We start from the raw sequence: 11692 nt of genomic DNA, 5'->3' as shown, positions 1-11692 counted from the left end.
GCTACCCAGTTACAAAACTGTTCCCACAAGGAAGCGCTTTCGCGTCTTTGTAATGTGGTTGTCATGGTTCTATGTATTGCGTTTGGTTATGCAAATCAGGGTTTGTTTTCCCTGTTGTTAACACTATAAGGAACTTCATTGAGTTTTGTAAAGATTATGAAGATTAGCTTATATTATGAATGGTATAAGTTTGTTTTATAATTTAACAACTCAGCCTAAAAATAAAAGAGCTGAAAACTTTTTCCTAGCAAAGCTTTCAGCCGTATTACATAAGTAGCTAATTCTGAATTGCGAATTAATGAATTACGAATTAGTTTTCTTCCTTAGCCTCCTCAGCTCCCTCAGCTCCCTCAGCTCACCCAAACGAATATTCTTTAACAAAGTACGAGGAACTCAACCAGGAGGCCAACTCATTTGTCGCCCGCCAAGAATGTGAAGGTGCATGTGATCCACAGTTTGTCCGCCGTCTGCACCAGTATTAATCACGACGCGATAGCCGTTATTCAGTCCTACTTGCTGGGCAACTCGCTTAACAGTTAGTAACAAATGACCCATAAGGGCGTGGTCGTGAGATTCGGCATCCGATAGCTTGGCTATAGGTTTTTTGGGAATCACGAGGATGTGAACGGGGGCTTGGGGATTAATATCTTTAAATGCGATCGCCAGTTCGTCTTCATAAACGATATTGGCGGGAATTTCTTTACGAATGATTTTGCCAAAAATAGTATCTGTAGTTTCACTCATGCCGATCGCCCTTGAACTCTGTTAGAGATTCTAAAGGGTTCTTGTCATGGAAGAAATATAAAATGCTGGCACGGGTTTGGAGTGCATCAATTGTCGGCATCGATGCCGTCAAAGTAGGAGTCGAAATCGATGTCTCGGCGGGGCTACCGGGAATTGTCGTGGTAGGATTACCGGATCTGGCAGTTCAGGAGTCGAAAGAACGGGTGAAAGCAGCGCTCAAAAACGCTGGGTATGCTTTTCCGCTGAAAAGGATCGTAATTAACTTAGCGCCAGCAGATATTAGGAAAGAAGGACCCAGCTTCGATTTACCGATGAGCGTGGGCATTTTGGCGGCTTCAGAGCAGGTCAACCCGCAAATGCTAGGGGATTTCTTATTTCTGGGTGAAGTCTCCTTGGATGGCGGCTTGCGGGCAGTGGCTGGTGTCTTACCCGTGGCGGCGGCGGCGCAAAAAATGGGGATTACTGGGTTAGTCGTACCCGCAGATAATGCCCAGGAAGCAGCTTTAGTGCAAGGGATATCAGTTTATGGTTTTCAATCTTTATCGGAAGTCGCAGCATTTCTCAATCAGCCAGAAAAGTTTCAGCCCGTGCAGTTTGAAGGCACGCGGGAGATCGTCAGAAGTGTCCATTGTGGTGCAGATTTAAAAGATGTCAAAGGACAAGCTCACGCTCGTAGAGCCTTAGAAATTGCCGCAGCTGGGGGGCATAACTTAATTTTTGTGGGTCCGCCTGGGAGCGGGAAAACGATGTTGGCTCGTCGTCTTCCGGCGATTTTGCCACCACTCAGTTTTCATGAGGCGTTGGAAGTTACCCAAATTCATTCCGTAGCGGGGTTGTTAAAAAATAAAGGTTCGCTAGTTGCAGAACGTCCCTTTCGTAGTCCCCACCATTCCGCCTCTGGTCCTTCTTTAGTTGGTGGCGGGACTTTTCCTCGTCCTGGGGAAATTTCTTTAGCTCACCACGGAGTTCTATTCTTAGATGAATTAACGGAATTCAAGCGGGATGTATTGGAATTTCTGCGCCAACCTTTAGAAGACGGTCACGTCACTGTATCTCGTACTCGCCAATCGGTGATGTTTCCCGCCCAATTTACTTTAGTCGCGAGTACAAATCCTTGTCCTTGCGGTTATTTTGGCGATTCCATCCAAGCGTGTACTTGTTCCCCCAGGCAAAGAGAGCAATACTGGGCAAAGCTTTCGGGTCCCTTGATGGATCGAATTGACTTGCAGGTGGCGGTGAATCGACTGAAACCAGAGGAAATTACCCAGCAACCTACGGGGGAAGATTCGGAAAGCGTTAGGCAAAGAGTTCAAGCAGCGCGCGATCGCACCCGCGATCGGTTTGAGTCAGAATTATCGGTAAGTTGTAACGCAGCAATGCAAAGTCGCCATTTGCGGAAGTGGTGTCAGTTAGATGATACTTCTAAAAGCTTATTAGAAGGAGCAATTCGGAAATTAGGCTTGTCAGCTAGAGCCAGCGATCGCATTCTCAAAGTGGCGCGGACAATTGCCGACTTAGGGGCAGAGAAAAACTTGCAAAGCCATCACGTCGCCGAGGCAATTCAGTATAGAACTATAGATCGAATGCAGTAACCGCGCTAAATTACCCATTAGCCTCATACAATATAGTGCTGAGCCTCTATTTCTGTCCCCGTGTTAGCCCAACCGCCATCAGGATTACCTCGCCGTCCGCGTCGCTTGCCAAATCAGCGCTGGCAAATACATCCAGCTCAACCGGAGTTGGTCAGCCAGTTGACCACAATAAACCAGCTCTCACCTATAGTCAACCAGCTTTTAGTCAATCGCGGCATCGAGACACCAGCGCAGGCAGAAATATTTATCAATCCAGAAACTTTAGATTTGCCCTCACCCCTAGAGGCATTTTCCGACCTAGCGATCGCCATAGACTTATTAGAACAAGCGATCGCTTCCCAAGAGAAAATTGCCATTTGCGGCGACTACGATGCTGATGGGATGACGAGTACAGCCTTGCTACTCCGCAGCCTGCGCTGGTTGGGGGCGCAAGTCGATTATGCCATTCCCAGCCGGATGCAGGAGGGCTATGGAATTAACAAGCGGATTGTCGAAGAATTCCACAGTGAAGGCGTGCGGCTGATTTTAACCGTAGATAATGGTATTGCCGCGATCGAACCAATCGCCAGAGCAAGAGAACTCGGTTTAAATGTCATCGTCACCGACCATCACGACATTCCCCCCACTTTACCCCCAGCAAACGCGATCCTCAATCCCAAACTCATTCCCGAATCTTCACCTTATTGGGGTTTAGCTGGGGTTGGTGTTGCTTACGTCCTAGCTATTTGTCTGGCTCAGAAAACAGGACAACTCAAGGGTTTAGTCAAGCCTTTATTGGAACTCTTTACACTAGGAACGATCGCCGATCTCGCACCTTTAATCGGTGTCAATCGTCGGTGGCTGAAACGCGGATTGCGACTGCTGCCTCAGTCTCAAATTGCTGGAATTCAAGCCTTGATTCAAGTGAGTGGTGTGAACGACAAAAATAAGTCGCTCAAACCAGATGATATCGGTTTTCGCCTCGGTCCCCGTATTAATGCGATCGGGCGAATTGGCGATCCGCAAATTGTTATCGATCTATTGACAACTGATGATGCCGGAATTGCCTTAGAACGGGCAATGCAATGCGAACAAATTAACGCCCGTCGCCAACAACTTTGCGAAGAAATCGAACGGGAAGCGATCGCTTATGTCGAATCATCGCACGCCATGTCTCTACAAGAGGATCGCGTCTTACTTGTCGTTCAACCAAATTGGCATCACGGCGTAATCGGGATCGTCGCCTCTCGCCTGGTAGAACGCTACGGCGTACCCGTATTTATTGGCACGTATGAAGACGAACATCACATTCGCGGTTCAGCACGTAGTATTCCTGAATTTAATGTTTTTGATGCCTTAGAATTCTGTCGAGATTTATTAGGTAAGTTTGGCGGACATAAAGCAGCAGGTGGTTTTTCCCTTTCAGCCGAAAACTTAGAAGCATTGCGATCGCGTCTGATTCAATTTGCTAACTCTTGTTTGCAACCGGAACACTTAAAGCCACTGCTACAAATTGACACGCAAGCCAATTTAGATCGGCTCAATTTACAACTTTATCAACAGTTAGATATTTTACATCCTTGTGGAATTGAAAACCCTGAACCTGTCTTTTGGACGGCGAATGTCAAAGTTATCGATCAGCAAATAATCGGTAAGGGTCATATTAAATTAACTGTAGTTCAAGAAAAAGATTTATCTGTAGGGGCGCACAGCCGTGCGCCCCTACAACAAATGAAAGCGATCGCCTGGCGTTGGCGCGAATATTTCCCTTTACCACCACGGATAGATATTGCCTATCGTTTGCGAGAAAATACTTGGAATGGTAATACTAATATTGAGTTAGAATTAATCGGCGTGCGCCTACCTAATCAGCCGCAAATATTATTTCCCCTGAGACGAACTGCCACTACAATTCCCTTTGAATACAAACAGCGGCGTTATACTTGCGGTGTTTTCCCTACAAACAATTCATTAGAATTAAGGATTAAGAACACTGAAGGACGAGTTTTAGCAATTGAGGCAGGAAATCTGATGGGGTTATTAGGTAGTAGCCGTAAAGATGCTACTCAAGTCGATCTCTTTCAACCCCATTATTACAATCTTGTTCAAGCTGCAATTCAAGCTTTGGAGATGGCTAAAACTTAATTTTCTATACAGATTCAGGGCGATTAATTTGGTTAAACTTTGCTCTCAAAGTTTCTATTCTGCTGCGATTTACACCCAAATCTGACTCACCCATACGAGAAGCCGAACGCACGTGGATGACTCTAGCGTTCTCATCCAAAGAAAATTCTACATCATCTACAAACCCAACAACAGGAATGGTAAATTCCGTATAGAGGTAATTTTCTGACTGAGCGATCGGTTTTGTTCTTCTAAATGACTGAAGCACAGTTTTTAAGTCAGTCATAGCCGCTTGAGCAGAGGAATTATAAATAAAAGGCTCGATTTTATGTGCGGGATCTTGACTCTGACTGCTAACACAATTAGGAGTGTTGGGACAAGGTGCAAGTTCACCCGCACGAACGCCTAAATTGTCGGGGCGAGTTCCAGCAAGTAACTGCGGTTCTCCTGTTAAAGATATTTTCGTTCCTAGTAAACAAGCAAAAACTAATAGTAAAGATATGCAGGTGAAAAGTACTCGCTTGATTACTGAATTTGATTGAGTGGCGATCGCTGACATTGTTTCACCTCTAAAATGTTTTTACATGGATAAACGCCAAGGTATACTTTTCAAGTAACATTCTTAAAAATCAAAAAGCCTGTATCCACTCTTTAACTTCATACTCCGTCCAAATTCCATTAACCCAATACGGATCGGACTCAATTAAATTCCGTACTGTCGCCTCATCTTCTGCTTCATAAATCCCAAATACTTTGGTCACATCTTTAGTCGGACCAATTGTAATTAAAACCCCAGCTTCTTTCTGTTTTGCCAGTCCATCTAAATGTGCTTGTCGATAAGGTACGCGCTTTTCCAACACGTCCTCGCAGTAACTTCCCCACACGATATATTTAGGCATAATCTTTTTCGCTCTTTACGTTTTTGTCGCTCGATATTGTGATTTCTCTTACTCTCTTTGTCAAGATAGGCTATTTCAAAGTTTAGGGTAAAAAATTAAACCAAACTCAAATTTACCATTTTCATGCCATCAGTCATGAATTCAAACTTGCTTGAGATAACCTTCATACCGCTGTCTTAATTGTTCGACAGTTAAACTCTGCGTCCAATACTCTACCAAAGCATGACCGAATGCCCAAGCATTATTTTCTGGAGATGCTGAGTTTTCCAATAACAACGACCACAGGGCGAGTAAGTCGAAGTTATGCGGATTTTTATCTGGGTTGAGCAGTGAAAATAGTTCGTATGCCATTTGTAATTTACCAATGACAACAGGCAATTGTTCCACTGGAATCTGCGCTGCTAGGAGATTAGCTAAGGTAGGCGATCCGGTTGAGAAGGTGGAAATAAACTGGAGGACAGGGCTTTTGAGTAAAGCCGTGAGTCCTTGAGTCGTTGCCATTTGGAAGGTGTAGCGATCGATGATTTTGGCGGCGGTGGTGGTACGAGTGTCTAAATCGCGCATGAAGCGTGCTAGCCGCAGTTGTTTGGCAGGGGCGATCGCCTGAACTAAGGCTAAGGATAGCGCGTCGATTCCCCAAGCAATTCGACCGACTTGCGGATCTGCCGTAACAATTGGTAGCACCACATCGCAATAATTCGCTAGCAGTTGGGCGCGATACTGAATCGCCTCTCGGATGGAAATTTCTTTGGGGCGGTCGCCCAGTTCCCAATTATAAGACGGTTGCCACTCGCGAATCGGACGCAACCGATCGACTTGGGTGACAGCTGTAATTACGGGCAAGTCCGTTACTTCTGCCTGAATATCTTTGAGAAAGTCTACATCCATTTGTAAAGCTGGATCGAGGGCAGGATTGACAAGTAGCAACAAATCTGAGTTGCTGGCATATTCGAGAACTTGTTCTCGTAATTCAGCGCGATTAACCTGTTCGTATCCCGGCGTATCCCACAGTGTCAGAGTTTCTCCCGTATCAGTTTGCCAGCGATAATTTTGCAAGCGATCGGTGCTGGGTAAAACATCAACGGCGGCGAGTTCTGCCCTAAACAAGGTATTAATTAAGCTGCTTTTTCCGGCTCCAGTGCGTCCTACTAAGAGAATGCTGACAGGTTTTTGCTCTACAATTTCCACAGGCTCGGCTTGCGACAAAATTTCTCGCAGAGTTTGAGTCTTTGCCTGGGGTAAAGTTTGAGTCTTGGATGATTCTAAACCAGGTAAGGTATCGCCACTGTAGAGGGCGATCGCTTGCCGACACAGATTTCTTAACGCTGCTTCCCGTAACAATTGACTCAAATTGACCAAAAGTTGTCGATCTGCCTGGTTTGTGTAACGCTGGCTAGCTTTTTTCGCTACGGCGGCGGCTGGGTTCAAAAGCCACTGTGCTAAGTTCCATGCCCGCCAGAATTTGCGCGCCGATGGCTCTAGCTTGCGGTAAACTTCATATGCCTCATATGCTTGCCCGACAGTAACTTGATTCAAAGCAGGCGATAATTTTTGCATCCACCGATCTAAATCGTCTACCGTCCCTCGGATCAGTCCGTAAGCTTGGGGAATATAGATATTTAAAAGCGGATACTTGACTTCTGGGTGATAAATCTGGGCGATCGCGACAACTAAATCTTGACAGCGCTGCCAAAAAGTTTGCCAGTCCTCCCACAAAGGGCGATCGCTTTGTGCTACAACGAGAATTTCTTGTAGCGTGGCTTCTGCTTTCTTGCTGCTGTCTGGCGTTGAGAGTGGTGCATCAGCGGAAAACGATTCTATTTCTTTGCTAACTTCTGCGGCTACAGCCTCCATCTCCACGACAACAGGACGTGTCCACCGGACTAGCAACCACCGCCAGCCGACAAATATTAGAATAAACACACCCCAGATCCAATTGATGCGCCATTCATGGATCTGCAAACCTGCTGCTACCAGGAAGAAACCAACGATAGACGCGATCGGAGTTGCTAAGACAATCCACTGCCACAGCTTTAATCGCACCATTGCCCCTGCCTAGATGAAACTTCTGTACAAAGTCTATCGTTTTAGTTTAGGAGACAAGGGGGACAAGGAGGACAAGGAGGACAAGGGGACAAGGGGGACAAGGAAGCAGGGGAGCAGGTGAGCTTTGTGTGCAGGTGGGCTTCAGGTGCAACAACCAGCAACCACCCATTACCCATTACCCATTACCTGCAATAAATTCATAGTATTTTATACCCACAGAGACATGAGGAGTTAAAATTTAAAAACTAGGAGTGCAAAGGCAAGATCTGAAGCAAACAGAAATAGACAATGTTCTTTTTACTACCAAGCTCTTAGCCTCAAGCTTCTAACTTCTACCACGTGAGTGTAGACAACATCTCAACCAAGCATTTATACTTTAGCCTCGATTTGAAACAAGAAGTGGCGAGGAGGGAACTATCGCTGAGACACTAAATCTAACTGTTAGCCTGAGAGGAACTCGTGAGGTTCGGAGTAATTATCAGTTATTCCGGTTGACGGGTTTGCTTGATGCCTTTTCAGAACCAACCTTTCGCAAGGTACTCGGCAAGTATGTTGAAGAGGGACCAAAGCACATCATATTGGATTTGTCCCAAATTGATTTTGTCGATAGTTCTGGAATTGGCGCTTTGGTGCATTTGAAGAAGCAGACTGAAACTAACGGTGGGACTTCACAAATTGTCACCAATGCCCGCGTAACTCAAACAGTCAAGACAGTTAACCTAGAGCAATATTTAGGTTTACGACCGACTGTTGAAGCAGCTTTAGAAAATATTCAAGCATCTTGAGCGATCGCAGGCACTCTAACTTTAGCTATCCGGTTTTGCAATCTGGATAGCTTAATTTTTTGATATAAAAAACTTATCATAGGTTCAACCCCCTGAAATTGGGGATCGATCATAATAATGTAGTCACCGATCGCTGATGGCTGAAATTGGTAATTGGTAGTTGGTAGTTGGAGAGTAGCTTGTGTATTGAGTAGATTCTTGTTTCGGTCTAGCTACCAGCCACCGGTCACTGATAACTGACAACTGATAACTGACTGTTGAGGGGAGAATCCAAACGGAGTGGAACCGAAGGAGGACAATTTATTCGACGGCTCAGCTCGGGAAGCTCAGACAGATGTAGTCACTCAGTTGGAGTTGCTACCCAGTTGGTTGGCGATCGCTCCTGGGCAGCTACAACAACTCTCACCTATGGCTTTAGCATATTTGGGCGATGCGGTTTACGAGCTGTATGTGAGGAGCCACTTTTTACTACCCCACAAGCGATCGCAGGCTTACCACAACCTTGTCGTTGCTCAGGTTAGAGCCGAGGCACAGGCTTCGCACTTACGATATCTCACTCCATATCTCAATCAAGCTGAATTAGAAATCGTGCGTCGGGGACGCAATGCTACTGTAGGACGACCGCGTCGCGCCGCACCAGAAGTTTATCAACAAGCAACGAGTTTAGAAGCTCTCGTAGGCTATCTTTATTTAAGCGATCGCCAGCGCTTGTATCAACTCTTGGAGCAGCTACCATTAGCTCCTACAGAAACATTAAACTCCCCTAGTGTAAATAAAAATGAATACTAAGGCTATTAACAATAAGAAAAATTTATGGCAGAACCACCCAAATTAAAAGCCAAATCTAACCCTTCTGGAAAACCGCAACGTGGCAAACCAGAGCGTTATACAGGCAAGCGTGCCGATCTCAAACATAATGCCACTAAACAAGATGGGGAAAAACGTCATGTGGCAGGAAAGAAAGATTTCTCTCGACCAGTCTTAGCTAGTCCTACCTACAATACAGAACGCGACAAGACAGATCGTTTCTCGTCCCAAATTCCAGCTTCCACATCAGAAGAAGAGAGCGATCTGATTTACGGTCGCCATCCCGTGCTGACAGCTTTGGAAACCCAACGACAGCTCAATCGGCTTTGGGTTACTGCTCGTCTGCGTTACGATCATCGCTTTCATTCTCTGCTCCAACAGGCAAAGGAGAATGGTACGGTCATTGATGAGGTTGAACCCAAACGCCTAGACCAAATTACCCATCACGCCAATCATCAAGGGATCGCCGCTCAAGTAGCTCCCTACGATTATTTGGAATTAGGAGGGCTAATTGACAAAGCGAAATCGACTTCTCAGCAACCCGTAATTGTTGCTGCCGATGGTATTACCGATCCTCACAACTTAGGAGCAATTATCCGTACCGCTGAGGCAATCGGAGCGCAAGGCTTAGTCATCCCTCAACGCAGAGCTGCTGGGATCACGTCTACGGTGATGAAAGTCGCAGCGGGTGCTTTAGAAACATTCTCTGTCGCCAGAGTCATTAACTTTAGCCGCGCTTTAGAAGAATTAAAAGCAGCTGGTTTCTGGGTTTACGGTACGGCATTAGAAGCGGAACAATCGATACAGACAGTTAAATTTAGTGGTCCTATTGTGCTAGTAGTTGGCTCGGAAGGGGAAGGATTGAGTTTGAGCGCTCAGCGCTGCTGCGATCTGTTGGTATCGATTCCCTTGTCAGGCAATACACCGAGTTTGAACGCTTCTGTCGCAACTGGTATGGCACTTTACGAAATTTTTCGCCAACGCTGGCAAAATGTAAATTATGTCAACATGGGTACAAAAAAAGATAAATTAGAAAACTAGCGATGAAATCTTTTTTACGAAATGTGACAATAGTTTACGATTTGTTTTGTTAGCCCGAATCCTTTACCACAAGCTGATAGAAAAAAAAGACATGAACCCAATTTGGAATCACACTAAAGAAAATCTGATTAGCTTCTTCCATAACTTCGGTTGGGCATGGTGGGTAGAAATTGATACCCAAAACCCCCGTTGTACTTACTACTTCGGTCCTTTTCTCAGCGCCAAAGAAGCGGCAGCTGCCCAGCGTGGTTACATAGAGGATTTGGAGCATGAAGGAGCGCAAGGGATTGCAGTCGAGATCAAACGCTGTAAACCCTCTCGGTTAACGATCGCCGATGATATAGGAGAAAGATCGGAACCGCAAATCAAGCCAATTCTCAGCAGTCAAGTGTAATTCTGAGAAAAGGCAAAAGGTAAAATTCAAAAGGCAAAAGTCAAAAGTCAGGAATCAGGAGTTGTTTAGTCTCCCCTGCTCCTCTGCTCCTCTCCTGCTTCAAGGCTTGATTTCCAGCCTTGCTGTGGCGGTTTTGGGGTAATAGTGCGCCAGAATTTGCAGGTAGTTGTAGCCTTGTGCTGCCAGTCGATAGGCTCCTGTTTGGCTCATACCTTTGCCACCATGAGCTTTTTGAACGATCTCATCTGTCGCAGCGTAAAGCGATTCGACTACGCCGCCTTGATAGCTAATAATCTGCCCAGCAGTATCTTTGACAGCTTTTTGTGTAGTGTTGTACTCGCTGTTCATCCCTTTGTAAACTTGCCAGCGCTGGGTATTCCCGAGATTAAACCAGGAATTTGCCGGACGTACCATGTGAACCAAAGCATAGGAGCGAGCGGCGACGGCTTGAGCTTTAAGAGCTTCAGTAGGGGCGGAAGCGTGCATTTCGCTACCGACAACGCTGGCAAGATAATGCTCTAAATCGACATAGTTAACCGCGAGTAGCTTCTGTTGTCGAGCAACGAGCAGGAGTTTGCCTCTATACCAGCGATCGCCTACGTATACCACACCTCCTTTTTGGGGGTAAATCCAGACCGCATTGGGTAATTGGGCATTGCCAATTGTAATCCGATCTGAGTCGCTAGGCTGTACTGTAAAAGCCTGTCCGTTGGGCAGTTGCCGTAAGACTTTGCCGTTTGTTTCTACAACTTGGGCGGGAGTTGAGGAGCCAACAATTAGAGAATCTGCATCTTGAGCGATCGCCACGCGAATTTCTAAGCTTGGCGCAGCATATTGTGTTTTTTTGGCTACAGGCTGCCGTTTTCGTTTAATTTTTTGAGGTTGCTGTTTGTTCGTTTTATTGAGCGTTGGTGGCTGAGCTTTTGGTAGCTTGCTTTGCTCCTCCCGCCTAGCTTCTGCCTCCCATTGAGCGACACTAGAAACGTTATTCGCAACATTATTGTCAGATGGAGTCTCAGGAGATGGATCTGTTGCCGTAGTAGAAGTCGGAGAGAAAGATTGACTGAATAAAGGTAAAAGCAGAGGTACAGACGCGATCGGGATCAGCAACATCCCTAAATTTCCAATAACTTTGAATCCTCTATTTTGTCGGTCGAATCTACTCATATAGCTTTGCGTTTAGCTTTACGTTCATCAGTCGCGATTGTCAACCCGCCGAACCATCTGACGGTAGCACAGCAGAACTAAGTCATTTTAGCCGAATCAGCGATCGGTGACCAG

At 45.9% G+C, this 11692-nt stretch carries 11 protein-coding genes; 6 read left to right on the top strand and 5 right to left on the bottom strand.

All coding sequences use genetic code 11. The features are described from left to right. Positions 1 to 393: 393 nt before the first annotated feature. A complete protein-coding gene (locus DSM107010_RS19935; protein ID WP_106170859.1) occupies positions 394 to 744 on the bottom strand; it encodes a histidine triad nucleotide-binding protein in 351 nt (116 codons plus the stop codon). Positions 745 to 806: 62 nt separating this feature from the next. Between DSM107010_RS19935 and DSM107010_RS19930 the strand changes: the two genes are divergently transcribed. Together DSM107010_RS19930 and recJ are read left to right on the top strand one after the other, a co-directional pair. Next, a complete protein-coding gene (locus tag DSM107010_RS19930; protein ID WP_106170857.1) occupies positions 807 to 2336 on the top strand; it encodes a YifB family Mg chelatase-like AAA ATPase in 1530 nt (509 codons plus the stop codon). A gap of 60 nt (positions 2337 to 2396) precedes the next feature. Further along, a complete protein-coding gene (gene recJ, locus DSM107010_RS19925) occupies positions 2397 to 4460 on the top strand; it encodes a single-stranded-DNA-specific exonuclease RecJ (protein WP_127023706.1) in 2064 nt (687 codons plus the stop codon). Positions 4461 to 4464: 4 nt separating this feature from the next. Here the strand turns inward: recJ and DSM107010_RS19920 are convergent, their stop codons facing one another. The 3 genes from DSM107010_RS19920 to DSM107010_RS19910 form a co-directional block, all read right to left on the bottom strand. Further along, positions 4465 to 4998, bottom strand: a complete 534-nt coding sequence (locus DSM107010_RS19920) for a DUF1499 domain-containing protein (protein WP_181245482.1) — start codon at positions 4996 to 4998, stop codon at positions 4465 to 4467. Positions 4999 to 5068: 70 nt separating this feature from the next. Then, the gene (locus DSM107010_RS19915) at positions 5069 to 5338 is read right to left on the bottom strand and encodes a YciI family protein (RefSeq protein WP_015155978.1); all 270 of its coding nucleotides are present in this window, start codon (positions 5336 to 5338) and stop codon (positions 5069 to 5071) included. 141 nt (positions 5339 to 5479) lie between these two features. Then, complete coding sequence (locus DSM107010_RS19910; RefSeq protein WP_127023703.1) at positions 5480 to 7384, bottom strand: GTPase family protein; 1905 nt, start codon at positions 7382 to 7384, stop codon at positions 5480 to 5482. 416 nt (positions 7385 to 7800) lie between these two features. Here DSM107010_RS19910 and DSM107010_RS19905 point away from each other — a divergent pair, with 416 nt between their 5' ends. The 4 genes from DSM107010_RS19905 to DSM107010_RS19890 all read left to right on the top strand — a co-directional run bounded on the left by DSM107010_RS19905 (position 7801) and on the right by DSM107010_RS19890 (position 10411). Continuing rightward, on the top strand, positions 7801 to 8169 hold the full coding sequence (locus DSM107010_RS19905; RefSeq protein WP_041462552.1) for an STAS domain-containing protein: 369 nt from the start codon (positions 7801 to 7803) through the stop codon (positions 8167 to 8169). Positions 8170 to 8448: 279 nt separating this feature from the next. Further along, positions 8449 to 8958, top strand: a complete 510-nt coding sequence (locus DSM107010_RS19900) for a Mini-ribonuclease 3 (protein ID WP_015155982.1) — start codon at positions 8449 to 8451, stop codon at positions 8956 to 8958. A gap of 24 nt (positions 8959 to 8982) precedes the next feature. Continuing rightward, positions 8983 to 10017 (top strand): 23S rRNA (guanosine(2251)-2'-O)-methyltransferase RlmB, encoded by a 1035-nt coding sequence (gene rlmB / locus DSM107010_RS19895; RefSeq protein WP_127023700.1) that lies wholly within the window; start codon positions 8983 to 8985, stop codon positions 10015 to 10017. 91 nt (positions 10018 to 10108) lie between these two features. After that, positions 10109 to 10411, top strand: a complete 303-nt coding sequence (locus tag DSM107010_RS19890) for a DUF1816 domain-containing protein (protein ID WP_015155984.1) — start codon at positions 10109 to 10111, stop codon at positions 10409 to 10411. 99 nt (positions 10412 to 10510) lie between these two features. On the opposite strand, the gene DSM107010_RS19885 is transcribed toward DSM107010_RS19890, so the two are convergent. After that, on the bottom strand, positions 10511 to 11578 hold the full coding sequence (locus DSM107010_RS19885; protein ID WP_127023697.1) for a SpoIID/LytB domain-containing protein: 1068 nt from the start codon (positions 11576 to 11578) through the stop codon (positions 10511 to 10513). Between the last annotated feature and the right edge of the window lie 114 nt (positions 11579 to 11692).

The sequence above is a fragment of the Chroococcidiopsis cubana SAG 39.79 genome, assembly GCF_003991895.1.
Lineage (GTDB): Bacteria > Cyanobacteriota > Cyanobacteriia > Cyanobacteriales > Chroococcidiopsidaceae > Chroococcidiopsis > Chroococcidiopsis thermalis.
Note: the sequence above shows the minus strand (reverse complement) of the source record. Positions and strands in the feature narration are given on the sequence as shown.

Excerpts from the sequence above, each read along its gene's own strand:
- DSM107010_RS19915 (WP_015155978.1), bottom strand. The coding sequence starts at position 5,338 with ATGCCTAAATATATCGTGTGGGGAAGTTACTGCGAGGACGTGTTGGAA.
- DSM107010_RS19890 (WP_015155984.1), top strand. The coding sequence starts at position 10,109 with ATGAACCCAATTTGGAATCACACTAAAGAAAATCTGATTAGCTTCTTC.
- DSM107010_RS19935 (WP_106170859.1), bottom strand. The coding sequence starts at position 744 with ATGAGTGAAACTACAGATACTATTTTTGGCAAAATCATTCGTAAAGAA.
- rlmB (WP_127023700.1), top strand. The coding sequence starts at position 8,983 with ATGGCAGAACCACCCAAATTAAAAGCCAAATCTAACCCTTCTGGAAAA.
- DSM107010_RS19885 (WP_127023697.1), bottom strand. The coding sequence starts at position 11,578 with ATGAGTAGATTCGACCGACAAAATAGAGGATTCAAAGTTATTGGAAAT.
- DSM107010_RS19910 (WP_127023703.1), bottom strand. The coding sequence starts at position 7,384 with ATGGTGCGATTAAAGCTGTGGCAGTGGATTGTCTTAGCAACTCCGATC.
- DSM107010_RS19930 (WP_106170857.1), top strand. The coding sequence starts at position 807 with ATGCTGGCACGGGTTTGGAGTGCATCAATTGTCGGCATCGATGCCGTC.
- DSM107010_RS19920 (WP_181245482.1), bottom strand. The coding sequence starts at position 4,998 with ATGTCAGCGATCGCCACTCAATCAAATTCAGTAATCAAGCGAGTACTT.